Here is a 14,948-nt window from a genome sequence, read left to right as displayed (position 1 = left end):
ACAGGTACAACGCCGCCCCTGTGGGAGCGAGCTTGCTCGCGATGGCGTCAGTTCAGTCACCTTAGATGGTTGGAGCGAATCTCAGGCGCCCTCTTTTGGTGCCAGGGTGAACTGAGTAGACTGCGCGCCTTTCTGCAAGGACCGCCACTATGCTGCTGATGCTCTACCTGATCGCCATCACCGCCGAAGCCATGACTGGCGCCCTCTCTGCGGGCCGACGGGGCATGGACTGGTTTGGTGTGGTGCTGATCGCTTGCGTCACGGCGCTGGGTGGCGGGTCGGTGCGCGATGTGCTGCTCGGGCATTACCCTCTGACGTGGGTCAAACACCCGGAATATCTGGTGCTGACCACGGCAGCCGCGATGATCACAGTGTTCACGGCGCGCTGGATGCGGCATTTGCGCTCACTGTTCCTGGTGCTCGACGCCATGGGCCTGGTGGCGTTCACCCTGATCGGCTGCATCACCGCCCTGGAAATGGGCCATGGCATGTTGGTCGCCTCCGTTAGCGGCGTGATCACCGGCGTCTTCGGCGGCATCCTGCGGGACATTTTCTGCAACGATATTCCGCTGATCTTCCGGCGTGAGCTTTATGCCAGCGTTTCGTTCGCCGCGGCGTGGTGCTACATGCTCTGCATCTATCTGCAATTACCCGATGAACAATCGATTCTGATCACCTTGTTCGGCGGTTTTCTGCTGCGCTTGTTGGCGATCCGTTTTCATTGGGAAATGCCCAAGTTCGTCTATAACGACGAAGCCTGACGTTCGGCGTGTTGCCGCAACGCCCACGCGACATGTTCACGTACCAGTTCCGAAGGATGTTCCCGTCGCGCCTTCAGCGCCTCCAGCACCGGGATCGTTGAAGGCGCATTGCCCAGGCCTACCGCCAGGTTGCGCAACCAGTTTTCATAGCCCGTCCGGCGCAGCGGCGAGCCTTCGGTGCTGCTCAGGAATTTCTCTTCATCCCACATGAACAGTTCCGCCAGCCCGGCATTGTCCAGATTGTGCCGCGGCTTGAAGTCGCTTTCACCGGAGGGGCGGGCGAAGCGGTTCCACGGGCAGACAATCTGGCAGTCATCGCAACCGAACACCCGGTTGCCGATCAGTGGCCGCAGGTCTTCAGGGATCGCGCCTTTGAGTTCGATGGTCAGGTAGGAAATGCAGCGTCGGGCATCCAGCACATAGGGGCCGACGAAGGCGTTGGTCGGGCAGATGTCGAGGCAGGCACTGCACCGCCCACAGTGTTCGGTGGCATGGGGCGGGTCGACCGGCAGCGGCAGGTCGACGAACAGTTCGGCGAGAAAAAAGTAACTGCCGGCCTTGCGGTTCAAGACCAGGGTATTTTTGCCGATCCATCCAAGCCCCGCCTGTTCGGCGATGGCTTTTTCCAGCACCGGGGCACTGTCGACGAAGGCGCGGTAGCCAAACGGGCCGATCTGCGCCTGAATTTTTTCCGCCAGTTGTTGCACGCGTTTGCGGATCAGCTTGTGGTAATCGCGACCCAGGGCATAACGCGAGACGTAGGCTTTTTCCGGTTGGGCGAGCATTTTTGCCATCTGCGTGTCGCCGGACAGGTAGTCCATGCGCAGGGACACCACGCGCAAAGTGCCCGGCACCAGCTCTTCGGGGTGCGAGCGTTTGCTGCCGTGGGCGCCCATGTAATCCATTTCGCCGTGGTAGCCGGCTTCGAGCCAGCGCTCCAGGTGCTGCTCATGCTCGGCCAGGTCGAGGCCGCTGATGCCGACTTGCTGAAAGCCCAGCTCGCGGCCCCAGTCCTTGATGGATTGGGCGAGGGCGGGCAGATCTGTGGTAATAGCGGGCATGAGACGAGAGAAACCGGGGCTGAGATGCGTATAATTCTGCCAGACATCGGAGCCCGAAGACGCATGCCGCACACTAAAGATGAATTACCCGACGTGCTGTATAGCGCCGCCCAGGTGCGAGCACTCGACGCGAGCCTGATCGCCGCCGGCACGGCGGGCTTCGAATTGATGCAGCGCGCGGCGCGGGCGACGTGGCGGGCGCTGGTGCGGCAATGGCCGACGGCAAACGAGCTGAGCGTGCTTGTCGGACATGGCAACAACGCAGGCGACGGGTACCTGGTGGCCGTACTGGCCCAGCGTGCCGGTTGGTCGGTGCGGGTGCTGGCGGTGGGCGATCCGCAGCGCTTGCAGGGTGATGCGGCGTCGGCCCATGCCGAGGCGGTGTCTGAACAGGTGCTCATCGAGCCCTGGACGGCACAATCCGGATTGCGCGGCATTGTGCTGGATGCTTTGCTTGGCACCGGTCTGAGCGGTGACGTGCGTGATCCCTATGTCAGCGCCATCGCCGCGATCAATGCCAGCGGACTGCCGGTTGCGGCGGTGGATATTCCGTCAGGGTTGTGCGCGGATACGGGGCGCATCCTTGGTCATGCAGTGCATGCCGACCTGACGGTCACGTTCATTGGCTTGAAGGTGGGGTTGTTCACCGGTGATGCCGCGGATGTGACGGGTGAGTTGGTGTTCAACGATCTGCAGGCAGATCCGCAGTTGCTGGACGGTACTGCGTTCACGGCTCGGCGCTTGTGTATCGCTAACCTGCCTCGTCTGGTGTCCCGGGCTCCGGCATCCCACAAAGGCAAGTTCGGCCATGTGCTGCTCATTGGCGGTGATCGCGGTTACGGTGGGGCAATTTTGCTGAGTGCACAAAGTGCTCTGCGCAGCGGCGCGGGCATGGTTTCGCTGTCCACCCGTCCGGAACACGTTTCGCCAGCGCTTTCTCGAATTCCGGAAGCCATGGTGCTGGGCACGTCGTCGGCCAATCAACTGATGGGGTTGCTTGAGAAGGTATCGGTGTTGGTGGTCGGGCCGGGCCTGGGTCAGGCAGGGTGGGGGCGCAGCCTGCTGTCGGCTACGGCCAATGCGCCTTTGCCGCAAGTCTGGGATGCCGATGCCTTGAATCTGTTGGCGGGTGGACAGGTCGATCTGCCCAGGGGGTGTGTGATCACCCCGCATCCAGGAGAGGCTGCGCGACTGCTTGGGGTGAGCACTGCCGACGTTCAGTCTGACCGTCCCGCCGCAGCCCATGCATTGAGTAAAAAATATACAGCTGTCGTCGTCCTGAAAGGTGCCGGTAGCCTGATCGCCCATCCCGATGGACGTCTGGCGCTGTGTCATCAGGGGCACCCGGCCATGGCCACCGCCGGTTTGGGCGACGTGCTGGCCGGTTTGCTCGGTGCATTGCTGGCCCAGGGCATGGAGCCGTTCGACGCGGCCTGCCTGGCGGTCTGGCTGCACGCCAATGCCGGCGAGCGACAAGGAAAATTGGGCCGTGGGCTGGCGGCCAGTGATCTGATCCCAGCCATTCGTCAGTTGTTGGAGGAGCAAGCACCGTGTCTGAAGTAACCCTGTACCTGGCCGATGAACAGGCCATGAGCGACTTTGGCGCACGCATTGCCCGAATCACCCAAGGCCATGGCCTGATCTTCCTTGAGGGCAACCTGGGGATGGGCAAAACCACGTTGTCCCGAGGCATCATTCGCGGTCTGGGGCATGTCGGGGCAGTCAAAAGCCCGACCTTCACCCTGGTCGAACCCTACGAGATCGGCGACATTCGCGCCTTCCATTTTGATTTGTACCGTCTGGTCGATCCGGAAGAGCTAGAGTTCCTCGGTATCCGTGACTACTTCGAAGACGATGCCCTGTGTCTGATCGAATGGCCCGATAAAGGTGCAGGCTTTTTGCCAAAGCCTGACCTGACCATTACCATTAGCCCGCAAGACAGCGGGCGTTCGCTGAAAATTTTATCCCAGGGCTCGCGTGGCGAGGCCTGGTGTGCCGCTTTGGCATTGGAATCCAAATAGATGATGGGGTTAGGTATGCGCTTTCGCGCGTTGGTGGCTGCCGTAGGGGTGTTGTTCTTGGCGGTGACCGTCGACGCTGTGGCCGATTCGAAGGTCAACAGTGTTCGTCTGTGGCGGGCACCGGACAACACGCGACTGGTGTTTGACCTGACCGGCCCGGTGCAACACAGCGTCTTTACCCTGACGGCTCCGGACCGCCTGGTCATCGACATCAATGGCGCGACCCTCGGTGCGCCGCTCAACGTCAACACCTCGAACACCCCGATTACCGCCATGCGCTCGGCCCAGCGCACGCCGACGGACCTGCGGGTGGTCATCGACCTGAAAAAGGCCGTGACGCCGAAAAGCTTCTCCCTGGCGCCGAACGCTCAGTACGGTAACCGATTGGTGGTCGACCTGTTCGATAACGCCGCCGACGCCGCGCCACCGCCTGCGCCGACACCGTCGGTCGCCACGGTGCCTGCCGTGCCGGTCACGCCTGCGGAACCGGCGATCAAGCTGCCACCGGCTCCGGCCGGCAAACGCGACATCATTGTGGTGATCGACGCCGGTCACGGTGGCGAAGATCCGGGGGCTTCCGGCTCCCGAGGCCAGCGCGAGAAAGACGTGGTGCTGCAGATTGCCCGCGAAACCCAACGCCAGGTCAACGGCATGAAAGGCTTCCGTGCCGAACTGACCCGTACCGGTGACTACTTCATTCCGTTGCGCGGCCGTACCGAAATCGCCCGCAAGAAAGGCGCCGACCTGTTCGTCTCGATCCACGCCGACGCCGCGCCTTCTGCCGCCGCTTTCGGTGCCTCGGTATTTGCCCTGTCCGATCGCGGCGCGACTTCCGAGACCGCCCGTTGGCTGGCCGACAGCGAAAACCGTTCCGACCTGATCGGCGGTGCTGGCAATGTCAGCCTCGATGACAAAGACCGCATGCTCGCCGGCGTGCTGCTCGACTTGTCGATGACGGCATCCCTGACCTCCAGCCTGAACGTTGGCCAGAAAGTCTTGAGCAACATCGGTCGGGTCACGCCACTGCACAAGCAGCGGGTTGAACAGGCCGGGTTCATGGTACTGAAGTCGCCGGATATTCCGTCGATCCTGGTGGAAACCGGGTTCATCTCCAACGCCAACGAAGCCTCGAAGCTTGCCGCGTCAAGCCATCAACAGGCGCTGGCGCGTTCGATCAGCAGCGGCGTGCGCCAGTTCTTCCAGCAGAACCCGCCGCCAGGCACTTACATTGCCTGGCTGCGTGATTCCGGAAAAATCGCCCAAGGTCCACGTGACCATCGGGTAAACCCTGGCGAGACGTTGGCGATGATCGCCGTTCGTTATCAGGTTGCGCCGGCCACCCTGCGCAGCGCCAACAACCTGTCGAGCGATGAACTCAAGGTTGGTCAACACTTGACCATTCCGGGCACTGAACTGGCGGCCAAAGAATGAATCAGGTCGTGAACAGCAGCGCTCGCATCGAGCTGCTCAGCCCGCGGCTGGCGAACCAGATTGCCGCGGGTGAGGTGGTCGAGCGCCCGGCTTCGGTGATCAAGGAACTGCTGGAAAACAGCCTCGACTCCGGCGCCAAACGCATCGACGTCGATGTGGAGCAGGGCGGCGTCAAGCTGCTGCGGGTGCGCGACGATGGCAGTGGCATTTCCGCCGATGACCTGCCGTTGGCCCTGGCCCGTCACGCCACCAGCAAGATCCGCAACCTGGAAGACCTCGAACAGGTCATGAGCCTGGGGTTTCGCGGCGAGGCCCTGGCGTCGATCAGCTCCGTCGCGCGCTTGACCTTGACCTCCCGCACCCGCGACGCCGATCAGGCGTGGCAGGTCGAGACCGAGGGCCGTGACATGGCGCCCCGTGTGCAACCTGCGGCCCACCCGGTGGGCACTTCGGTTGAAGTGCGCGACCTGTTCTTCAACACGCCGGCGCGGCGCAAGTTTCTCAAGACTGAAAAAACCGAATTCGATCACCTGCAAGAAGTGATCAGGCGCTTGGCCCTGGCGCGCTTCGATGTGGCGTTCCATCTGCGCCATAACGGCAAGACCATCCTCAGCCTGCACGAGGCCCATGATGATGCGGCCCGTGCCCGGCGCGTGGCGGCGATCTGCGGGCCGGGTTTCCTGGAGCAGGCGCTGCCGATCGAAATCGAGCGCAACGGCCTGCATCTATGGGGCTGGGTCGGCCTGCCGACCTTCAACCGCAGCCAGGCCGACTTGCAGTATTTCTTCGTCAATGGCCGTGCCGTGCGCGACAAACTGGTGGCCCACGCGGTACGCCAGGCCTATCGCGACGTGCTGTTCAATGGTCGGCACCCGACCTTCGTGCTGTTTTTCGAAGTCGATCCGACTGGTGTCGACGTCAACGTGCACCCGACCAAGCACGAAGTGCGCTTCCGTGAAGGGCGCATGGTTCACGACTTTCTCTACGGCACCTTGCATCGCGCCTTGGGCGATGTGCGCCCCGACGATCAACTGGCGGCGCCGGTTGCCACGGCCATCGTCCGGCCTACCGGCCTCGAAGCCGGTGAATTCGGACCCCAGGGCGAAATGCGCCTGGCCGCCAATGCGCTGCTGGAACAGCCTCAGGCTCAGCCGTCGTTCAATACGCCGGCGGGTTCGGGGGCAGGCGCGGGTTATCAATATCAATACACGCCGCGACCGCAGTCCGGTGCACCTGTCGCCGAAGCGCAGGCCGCCTATCGCGAGTTTTTTGCACCGCTGCCCGAGGCCAATGCCGTCGCGCTGCCGGCCGGGCAGGACGACATCCCGCCGCTCGGTTATGCGCTGGCACAACTCAAGGGCATCTACATTCTTTCGGAAAACGCTCAGGGCCTGGTGCTGGTGGACATGCACGCCGCCCACGAGCGGATCATGTATGAGCGTCTGAAGGTGGCGATGGCCAGTGAGGGCCTGAGCGGCCAGCCGTTGCTGGTGCCGGAGTCTCTGGCCGTCAGTCAGCGTGAAGCCGATTGCGCCGAGGAGCATGTCGCCTGGTTCCAGCGCCTGGGTTTTGAATTGCAGCGTCTGGGCCCGGAAACCCTGGCGATACGGCAGATTCCGGCACTGCTCAAGCAGGCCGAAGCCAACCGGCTGGTCGCTGACGTCCTGGCTGATCTGATGGAGTTCGGCACCAGCGACCGCATTCAGGCGCACCTGAACGAATTGCTCGGGACCATGGCCTGCCACGGCGCGGTTCGTGCGAATCGGCGGTTGGCCCTGCCGGAAATGAACGGTCTGCTGCGTGACATGGAAAACACCGAGCGCAGTGGTCAATGCAACCATGGCCGACCGACCTGGACCCAACTGGGCCTGGACGATCTGGACAAACTGTTCTTGCGCGGTCGTTGATGAGCCAGTTCCCACCTGCGATTTTCCTGATGGGCCCGACCGCCGCCGGCAAGACCGACCTGGCCATCGAGCTCACCAAGGTCCTGCCTTGCGAGTTGATCAGTGTCGATTCGGCGCTGGTGTACCGTGGCATGGACATTGGCACCGCCAAGCCTTCCAAAGAGCTGCTGGCGCAATATCCGCATCGTCTGATCGATATTCTCGACCCGGCCGAGAGCTATTCGGCTGCGGATTTCCGCCGTGACGCCCTGGAAGCCATGGCCGATATCACCGCACGCGGAAAAATTCCGCTGCTGGTGGGCGGCACCATGCTCTATTACAAGGCTTTGGTTGAAGGTCTGGCAGATATGCCGGCCGCCGATCCCGAGGTCCGTGCGCAAATCGAAGAAGAGGCTGCGCGCCTTGGCTGGCAAGCCTTGCACGAACAATTGGCGGTGATCGATCCGGAGTCCGCGGCTCGAATACATCCGAACGATCCCCAGCGATTGAGTCGAGCACTGGAAGTTTATCGTGTCAGCGGTCAAAGCATGACCGCCCTGCGTTTGCAACAATCTGCGCAAAGTACTGAAGCAGCCGCTTCGGGACTGCAACAATTGCCCTATACTGTCGCGAACTTGGCCATTGCTCCGGCAAATCGCCAGGTACTGCACGAGCGAATTAAACAAAGATTCACTTTAATGTTGGAACAGGGATTCATTGACGAGGTCGTAGCCCTGCGTAATAGAGGAGACCTGCATACCGGGTTGCCGTCTATACGTGCAGTAGGCTATCGCCAAGTCTGGGACTACCTGGATGGCAAGCTGACGTCAGCCGAGATGCAGGAGCGTGGGATCATTGCCACGCGCCAATTGGCGAAACGCCAGTTCACCTGGCTGCGCAGTTGGACTGATCTGCATTGGCTGGACAGTCTGGATTGCGACAATCTGCCGCGCGCCTTGAAATACCTTGGGACCATCTCCATATTGAGCTGAGTCCTTGCAATTGCCGTCTATCCTTGGGGGTGTGACGGCCAAAGCCATCTGATTACCTATTTTTTATATTGAATCCTTAAAGGAGTGCGGCACATGTCAAAAGGGCATTCGCTACAAGACCCTTACTTGAATACTTTACGTAAAGAGAAAGTTGGGGTGTCCATCTACCTGGTCAACGGTATCAAGCTGCAAGGCACGATCGAGTCTTTCGACCAGTTCGTTATCCTGCTGAAAAACACCGTCAGCCAGATGGTCTACAAACACGCCATCTCTACAGTGGTGCCGGTTCGTCCAATTCGTCTGCCTAGCGCAACCGAATCCGATGCAGGTGATGCTGAGCCAGGTAACGCCTGATAGGAGTCTCCTTTGTTCTTTGAGCGCCACGGTGGTGGTGAACGAGCCATTCTCGTTCACTTGGATGGTCAGGACCCTGAGGCGCGCGAAGATCCGCAGGAGTTTCAGGAGTTGGCAATTTCGGCTGGCGCCGAGACCGTCGCGTTTTTCAACGTGCCGCGTCATCGGCCAACCGCCAAAACCCTGATCAGCAGCGGCAAGGTCGAAGAGTTGCGCGACCTGGTCCAGGCCGAACAGGTCGATCTGGTGATTTTCAATCACATCCTCACGCCCAGTCAGGAACGTAACCTCGAACGTATTTTCGAGTGTCGCGTGATCGACCGCACGGGTTTGATTCTCGATATTTTCGCCCAACGCGCCCGCACCCATGAAGGCAAGCTCCAGGTCGAACTGGCCCAGCTTGAGCACATGAGTACGCGGCTGGTTCGCGGCTGGACTCACCTTGAACGGCAGAAAGGCGGTATCGGCCTGCGCGGTCCGGGTGAAACCCAGCTGGAAACCGACCGGCGCCTGTTGCGGGTTCGCCTGCGGCAGATCAAGGGGCGCCTGGAAAAGGTCCGCAGCCAGCGTGAGCAATCGCGCCGTGGCCGAAAACGGGCTGACATTCCGACGGTTTCGCTGGTGGGTTATACCAACGCCGGCAAATCGACGCTGTTCAACTCGGTGACCGACTCCGACGTCTTTGCGGCTGACCAGTTGTTCGCCACCCTCGACCCGACCTTGCGCCGGCTCGAGCTTGATGACCTCGGTCCGATCGTGCTGGCTGACACCGTGGGCTTCATTCGTCACTTGCCGCACAAGCTGGTCGAGGCATTTCGGGCTACGCTCGAAGAGTCGAGCAACTCCGACCTGTTGCTGCACGTGATCGACTCCCATGAGCCTGAGCGCATGGCCCAGATTGAACAGGTCATGGTGGTTCTTGGAGAGATCGGGGCTCAAGACTTGCCGATCCTGGAGGTCTATAACAAACTCGATTTGCTCGAGGGCGTGGAGCCGCAGATCCAGCGCGATGCCGATGGCAAACCGCAGCGGGTCTGGCTTTCGGCGAAAGATGGCACAGGTCTTGATCTGCTCAAGCAGGCCGTGGCCGAGTTGCTTGGCGATGAATTGTTTGTTGGCACCTTGCGCTTGCCGAACCGATTTGCTCGACTGCGTGCGCAGTTTTTCGAACTCGGTGCGGTACAAAAGGAAGAACACGATGACGAAGGCATCAGCTTGCTGGCCGTTCGTTTGCCACGGGCCGAATTGAATCGGCTGGTGAGTCGCGAAGGTTTGCAACCGATGGAGTTCATCGAGCAACACACTTTGCAATAAAAGCCTGAGAAAGCGGTTGTGCCGTGGTGACAGGCATTCTGTAGCATTGGTCGGCGCGCCGTGGGTGCGTCTTTGCTTTATCAGATGGAGAGCGCTATGGCTTGGAATGAGCCGGGTGGCAACTCGAATAATCAGGATCCTTGGGGTGGCAAGCGTCGTAACAACGGCGACCGCAAGGGGCCACCGGATCTCGACGAGGCCTTCCGAAAGCTGCAGGAAAGCCTGAACGGTTTGTTCGGTGGTGGTAAGAAACGTGGTGGCGACGACGGCGGTGGTCCGGGCAAGAGTGGCGGCTTTGGCGGCCTGCTCGGCATCGGTCTGGTCGTGTTGGCGGCCGTTTGGCTGTACAGCGCGGTCTATGTCGTCGACGAGCAGGAGCAAGCTGTGGTGCTGCGCTTCGGCAAGTACTACGAAACCGTGGGTCCGGGCCTGAACATCTACTTCCCGCCGATCGACAAGAAGTACATGGAGAACGTCACGCGTGAGCGTGCCTACACCAAGCAGGGCCAGATGCTGACCGAAGACGAGAACATCGTCGAAGTGCCGCTGACCGTGCAGTACAAGATCAGCAACCTGCAGGATTTCGTGCTGAGCGTCGATCAGCCGGAAATCAGCCTGCAGCACGCGACCGACAGCGCCTTGCGCCATGTGGTGGGTTCCACCGCGATGGACCAGGTGCTGACCGAAGGTCGTGAGTTGATGGCCAGCGAGATCAAGGAGCGTCTGCAACGCTTCATGGACACCTATCGCACCGGTATCACCGTCACCCAGGTCAACGTTCAGAGCGCAGCGGCACCGCGTGAAGTCCAGGAAGCCTTCGATGACGTGATCCGTGCCCGGGAAGACGAGCAGCGTTCGCGCAACCAGGCCGAAACCTATGCCAACGGCGTCGTGCCGGAAGCTCGTGGTCAGGCCCAGCGCATCCTTGAGGATGCCAATGGTTACCGTGACGAGACCGTCTCGCGCGCCAAGGGTGAGGCCGATCGCTTCACCAAGCTGGTCGCCGAGTACCGCAAGGCCCCTGAAGTCACCCGCCAGCGTCTGTATCTGGACACCATGCAGGAAGTCTTCACCAACACCAGCAAGGTTCTCGTGACCGGCAACAAGAACGGCCAGAACAACCTGTTGTACCTGCCTCTGGACAAGATGGTCGAAAGTGGTCGCAGCACCAGCACCCAGGTGAGCAGTGCGGCAGCCACCAGCAATGAAGCGAATGCGCGTGCGGCAGCTGATCTGCAGCAACAGCCAGCACGTACCAGGGAGAGTCGCTGATGAGCAATAAATCGCTGATCGCCCTTATTGTCGGCGTCGTCGTGGCGATCGCTGCCTGGAACTGCTTCTACATCGTGGCTCAGACCGAGCGTGCGGTGTTGCTGCAGTTCGGTCGCGTGGTCCAGACCGATGTTCAGCCAGGCCTGCATGTGAAAGTGCCCTACGTTAACCAGGTGCGTAAATTTGACGCACGCCTGATGACGCTGGATGCACCGACACAACGCTTCCTGACGCTGGAAAAGAAAGCCGTGATGGTCGATGCCTTCGCCAAGTGGCGCGTGAAGGACGCGGAGCGTTACTACACCGCGACTTCCGGCCTCAAGCAGATCGCCGACGAGCGTTTGTCCCGTCGTCTGGAGTCGGGCCTGCGTGACCAGTTCGGTAAGCGCACCCTGCACGAAGTGGTGTCGGGTGAGCGTGATGCGCTGATGGCGGATATCACGGCATCGCTGAACAAGATGGCCGAGAAAGAGCTGGGCATCGAAGTGGTCGATGTTCGGGTCAAGACCATCGACCTGCCGAAAGAAGTGAACCGCAGTGTGTTCGAGCGTATGAGCACCGAGCGTGAGCGTGAAGCTCGCGAGCACCGCGCCAAGGGTAACGAACTGGCCGAAGGCATCCGTGCCGACGCCGATCGTCAACGCCGCGTGCTGCTGGCTGAAGCCTATCGTGAATCCGAAGAGGTTCGCGGTGACGGCGATGCCCAGGCTGCTGCGATCTACTCCAAGGCCTACGGTCAGGATCAGGAGTTCTACGCGTTCTACCGTAGTCTGCGCGCCTACCGTGAAAGCTTCGCGAACAAATCCGACGTCATGGTCCTCGACCCAAGCAGCGACTTCTTCCATTACCTGGAAAAAGCCAAGCCTTGATACGGCGTTGACCTGAATTATCCCCCGCCGGGCGGCTAAAACCTCTGGCGGGGTGATCCTTTGGGAAAACGTGTGTATGATGCGGCAGCCGGGAAATTCCCGGCTTTTTTGCGTCTGCATGTTTGATTGCTGTGTTCAAGCAGATGCCGGGCCGATTGGCTCGACAGTTTTTCGAGGAAAGTGGTTGGCGAAGCCGGTAGAAGGGCTTTTCGCTCCGTCGCTCATGCGCGTGGTTTGTGCGCAAGCCGACCATTTTCTGCTTCACTCAAGGCTCGCCGACAGGCTGGTCGCCCGGAGATAGGGGAAGGCGTAATGGCAACGGTAGACCGCTGGCTTCTGCCAGATGGCATCGAAGAAGTACTGCCACCGGAAGCTGCGCGTATTGAAGTCGCGCGTCGTCAGGTGTTGGATCTGTTCCAGAGCTGGGGTTACGAGTTTGTCGTGACTCCCCATATCGAGTACCTGGAATCCCTGCTGACCGGCGCGGGCCAGGACCTGGATCTGCGCACCTTCAAGGTCATCGACCCGCAATCGGGCCGTCAGATGGGTTTCCGCGCCGATATCACGCCGCAAGTGGCGCGCATCGATGCGCATACCCTGCGTCGTGAAGGCCCAAGCCGCCTGTGCTATGCCGGTAGTGTCCTGCACGCTCAGCCTCGCGCCCTGTCGTCCTCGCGCAGCCCGATTCAACTGGGTGCCGAGTTGTACGGCGACGGCAGTCCGAGCAGCGACGTCGAAGTCATCAGCCTGATGCTGGCCATGCTGCAACTGGCCGATGTGCCGGATGTGCACATGGACCTCGGTCATGTTGGCATCTATCGCGGCCTGGCCCGTGCGGCCGGTTTGTCCGGTGAAGTCGAGCAGCAGTTGTTCGATGCCTTGCAACGTAAGGCCATCGACGAGGTCATTACCTTGACCGAAGGCTTGCCTGCCGATCTGTCGGGCATGCTGCGGGCGTTGGTCGACCTGTGTGGCGGTCGTGAAGTGCTGGCTGCGGCCCGCGAGCGTCTGGCCAAGGCGCCGGCCCCTGTTCTGGCAGCGCTGGACGATTTGCTGGCGATTGCCGAGCGGCTGTCCGTGCGTTTCCCTGAGCTGCCGCTGTATTTCGACCTGGGCGAGCTGCGTGGCTACCACTACCACACCGGTGTGGTGTTCGCTGTGTTCGTACCGGGTGTTGGCCAGTCCATTGCCCAGGGCGGTCGTTACGACGACATCGGCGCCGACTTCGGTCGCGCCCGTCCGGCGACCGGCTTCTCCACCGATTTGAAAACCCTGGTGACCCTGGGGCGTGCTGAGATCGAGCTACCGTCTGGCGGTATCTGGATGCCTGACAGTACGGATGCGGCACTCTGGCAGCAGGTTTGCCAGTTGCGCAGTGAGGGTCAGCGTGTCGTTCAGGCTTTGCCTGGACAACCTTTGGCCGCCGCCCGTGAAGCGGACTGCGACCGGCAATTGATTCAGCAGAACGGGCTTTGGCAAGTATCGCCACTGGCTTCTTGAGTTTTCCTGCCGGCTGCCGCCGGCACCAAGTTTGCGCGAATGAGGACAAGTGTTATGGGTAAGAATGTCGTAGTCCTGGGCACCCAATGGGGTGATGAGGGCAAAGGCAAGATCGTTGATCTGCTGACCGAACATGCTGCCGCCGTAGTGCGCTACCAGGGTGGCCACAACGCTGGCCACACCCTGGTGATCGACGGTGAGAAGACCGTCTTGCACCTGATTCCGTCGGGCGTGCTGCGCGAAGGCGTGCAGTGCCTGATCGGCAACGGCGTGGTGGTTGCACCCGACGCTCTGCTGCGGGAAATCACCAAGCTGGAAGAGAAGGGCGTACCGGTGCGCGAGCGCCTGCGTATCAGCCCATCCTGCCCGCTGATCCTGTCCTTCCACGTAGCGCTGGACCAGGCCCGTGAAAAGGCCCGTGGCGAGCTGAAGATCGGTACTACCGGTCGTGGCATCGGCCCGGCATACGAAGACAAGGTTGCACGTCGTGGCCTGCGTGTTGGCGACCTGCTCAACATGCCGCGCTTTGAAGACAAGTTGCGTGAACTGGTGGATTACCACAACTTCATGCTGGTTGGTTACTACAAAGAGCCAGCCATCGACTTCGACAAGACCCTGGCCGAGTGCAAAGACTACGCTGAGCTGCTCAAGCCGCTGATGCTGGACGTGACTGCCGAGCTGCACGACCTGCGTCGTGCTGGCAAAGACATCATGTTTGAAGGTGCTCAAGGTTCGTTGCTGGACATCGACCACGGTACCTACCCGTACGTGACCAGTTCCAACACCACCGCTGGCGGCGTTGCTACCGGTTCGGGTGTCGGCCCTATGTTCCTGGACTACATCCTGGGCATCACCAAGGCTTACACCACCCGTGTAGGCTCGGGTCCATTCCCGACGGAGCTGTTCGACGAAGTCGGTGCGCACCTGGCTAAACAAGGTCACGAGTTCGGCGCGACTACCGGCCGTGCCCGTCGTTGTGGCTGGTTCGACGCCGTTATCCTGCGTCGCGCTATCGATGTGAACAGCATCTCGGGCATCTGCCTGACCAAGCTGGACGTACTCGACGGTCTGGAAACCATCAACATCTGCGTCGGCTACAAAGATGCAGAAGGCAAGGCCGTTGCCCCGACTGATGCTGACAGCTATGTAGGCCTGCAGCCTGTGTACGAAGAAGTGCCGGGCTGGACCGAATCGACCGTGGGTGCCAAAACCCTGGAAGAGCTGCCAGCTAACGCCCGTGCTTACATCAAGCGCGTCGAAGAGCTGATCGGCGCGCCGATCGACATTATTTCGACGGGCCCGGACCGCAACGAAACCATCGTCCTGCGCCATCCGTTTGCTTGATAAGTCGTTGATGTAAAACACAAAGGCCCCTTCATTGGGGCCTTTGTCGTTTATGCCTGCTGGACGGCATGACCTTTGCTATTAGCTTTGCCTAAAACGTCACTTTTGGCGTGCCATCAATTTAATGGCGCTTTTGCAGAGGG

The 14,948-nt window shown here is 60.8% G+C and carries 13 protein-coding genes; 12 read left to right on the top strand and 1 reads right to left on the bottom strand.

Annotation, left to right across the window (positions count from 1 at the left end):
* Positions 1-149: 149 nt before the first annotated feature.
* On the top strand, positions 150-761 hold the full coding sequence (locus AC1RS8_RS00835) for a trimeric intracellular cation channel family protein (protein WP_090452809.1): 612 nt from the start codon (positions 150-152) through the stop codon (positions 759-761).
* Here AC1RS8_RS00835 and queG read toward each other — a convergent pair.
* Positions 743-1,822 carry a tRNA epoxyqueuosine(34) reductase QueG gene (gene queG, locus AC1RS8_RS00830; RefSeq protein ID WP_057712246.1) on the bottom strand — a complete coding sequence of 360 codons (1,080 nt, stop codon included), beginning with the start codon at positions 1,820-1,822 and terminating at the stop codon, positions 743-745. The two genes, AC1RS8_RS00835 and queG, sit on opposite strands and share 19 nt — an antisense overlap.
* A gap of 63 nt (positions 1,823-1,885) precedes the next feature.
* On the opposite strand from queG, the gene AC1RS8_RS00825 reads away from it, so the two are divergent.
* The 11 genes from AC1RS8_RS00825 to AC1RS8_RS00775 all read left to right on the top strand — a co-directional run bounded on the left by AC1RS8_RS00825 (position 1,886) and on the right by AC1RS8_RS00775 (position 14,805).
* A complete protein-coding gene (locus AC1RS8_RS00825; RefSeq protein ID WP_489339646.1) occupies positions 1,886-3,385 on the top strand; it encodes an NAD(P)H-hydrate dehydratase in 1,500 nt (499 codons plus the stop codon).
* The gene (gene tsaE, locus AC1RS8_RS00820) at positions 3,373-3,843 is read left to right on the top strand and encodes a tRNA (adenosine(37)-N6)-threonylcarbamoyltransferase complex ATPase subunit type 1 TsaE (RefSeq protein WP_007973252.1); all 471 of its coding nucleotides are present in this window, start codon (positions 3,373-3,375) and stop codon (positions 3,841-3,843) included. The genes AC1RS8_RS00825 and tsaE overlap by 13 nt, the downstream gene beginning before the upstream one ends.
* Positions 3,844-5,274 (top strand): N-acetylmuramoyl-L-alanine amidase, encoded by a 1,431-nt coding sequence (locus AC1RS8_RS00815; protein ID WP_150811893.1) that lies wholly within the window; start codon positions 3,844-3,846, stop codon positions 5,272-5,274.
* Complete coding sequence (mutL, locus tag AC1RS8_RS00810; RefSeq protein WP_423502387.1) at positions 5,271-7,181, top strand: DNA mismatch repair endonuclease MutL; 1,911 nt, start codon at positions 5,271-5,273, stop codon at positions 7,179-7,181. Before AC1RS8_RS00815 ends, mutL begins: the two co-directional genes overlap by 4 nt.
* Entirely contained in the window at positions 7,181-8,152 is a 972-nt protein-coding gene (gene miaA / locus AC1RS8_RS00805) for a tRNA (adenosine(37)-N6)-dimethylallyltransferase MiaA (protein ID WP_150812098.1), read from the top strand. The genes mutL and miaA overlap by 1 nt, the downstream gene beginning before the upstream one ends.
* A 93-nt stretch (positions 8,153-8,245) precedes the next feature.
* A complete protein-coding gene (gene hfq / locus AC1RS8_RS00800; protein ID WP_003221112.1) occupies positions 8,246-8,506 on the top strand; it encodes an RNA chaperone Hfq in 261 nt (86 codons plus the stop codon).
* A gap of 12 nt (positions 8,507-8,518) precedes the next feature.
* Positions 8,519-9,820 carry a ribosome rescue GTPase HflX gene (gene hflX, locus AC1RS8_RS00795; RefSeq protein ID WP_057712241.1) on the top strand — a complete coding sequence of 434 codons (1,302 nt, stop codon included), beginning with the start codon at positions 8,519-8,521 and terminating at the stop codon, positions 9,818-9,820.
* A gap of 96 nt (positions 9,821-9,916) precedes the next feature.
* Complete coding sequence (hflK, locus tag AC1RS8_RS00790; protein WP_057712240.1) at positions 9,917-11,092, top strand: FtsH protease activity modulator HflK; 1,176 nt, start codon at positions 9,917-9,919, stop codon at positions 11,090-11,092.
* Positions 11,092-11,961: a protease modulator HflC gene (gene hflC, locus AC1RS8_RS00785; protein ID WP_057712239.1), complete on the top strand. Its 870-nt coding sequence runs from the start codon at positions 11,092-11,094 to the stop codon at positions 11,959-11,961. Before hflK ends, hflC begins: the two co-directional genes overlap by 1 nt.
* A 312-nt stretch (positions 11,962-12,273) precedes the next feature.
* The gene (locus AC1RS8_RS00780) at positions 12,274-13,461 is read left to right on the top strand and encodes an ATP phosphoribosyltransferase regulatory subunit (protein ID WP_007973265.1); all 1,188 of its coding nucleotides are present in this window, start codon (positions 12,274-12,276) and stop codon (positions 13,459-13,461) included.
* A gap of 54 nt (positions 13,462-13,515) precedes the next feature.
* Positions 13,516-14,805, top strand: coding sequence for an adenylosuccinate synthase (locus AC1RS8_RS00775; RefSeq protein ID WP_057712238.1), 1,290 nt, complete (start codon positions 13,516-13,518; stop codon positions 14,803-14,805).
* The last annotated feature ends 143 nt before the right edge of the window (positions 14,806-14,948 follow it).

Source organism: Pseudomonas sp. GW821-FHT12A04 (assembly GCF_058807755.1).
Note: the sequence above shows the minus strand (reverse complement) of the source record. Positions and strands in the feature narration are given on the sequence as shown.

Coding starts and splice junctions, on each gene's coding strand:
- AC1RS8_RS00835 (WP_090452809.1), top strand. CDS start 150: ATGCTGCTGATGCTCTACCTGATCGCCATCACCGCCGAAGCCATGACT.
- queG (WP_057712246.1), bottom strand. CDS start 1,822: ATGCCCGCTATTACCACAGATCTGCCCGCCCTCGCCCAATCCATCAAG.
- AC1RS8_RS00825 (WP_489339646.1), top strand. CDS start 1,886: ATGCCGCACACTAAAGATGAATTACCCGACGTGCTGTATAGCGCCGCC.
- AC1RS8_RS00815 (WP_150811893.1), top strand. CDS start 3,844: ATGATGGGGTTAGGTATGCGCTTTCGCGCGTTGGTGGCTGCCGTAGGG.
- mutL (WP_423502387.1), top strand. CDS start 5,271: ATGAATCAGGTCGTGAACAGCAGCGCTCGCATCGAGCTGCTCAGCCCG.
- miaA (WP_150812098.1), top strand. CDS start 7,181: ATGAGCCAGTTCCCACCTGCGATTTTCCTGATGGGCCCGACCGCCGCC.
- hfq (WP_003221112.1), top strand. CDS start 8,246: ATGTCAAAAGGGCATTCGCTACAAGACCCTTACTTGAATACTTTACGT.
- hflK (WP_057712240.1), top strand. CDS start 9,917: ATGGCTTGGAATGAGCCGGGTGGCAACTCGAATAATCAGGATCCTTGG.
- hflC (WP_057712239.1), top strand. CDS start 11,092: ATGAGCAATAAATCGCTGATCGCCCTTATTGTCGGCGTCGTCGTGGCG.
- AC1RS8_RS00780 (WP_007973265.1), top strand. CDS start 12,274: ATGGCAACGGTAGACCGCTGGCTTCTGCCAGATGGCATCGAAGAAGTA.
- AC1RS8_RS00775 (WP_057712238.1), top strand. CDS start 13,516: ATGGGTAAGAATGTCGTAGTCCTGGGCACCCAATGGGGTGATGAGGGC.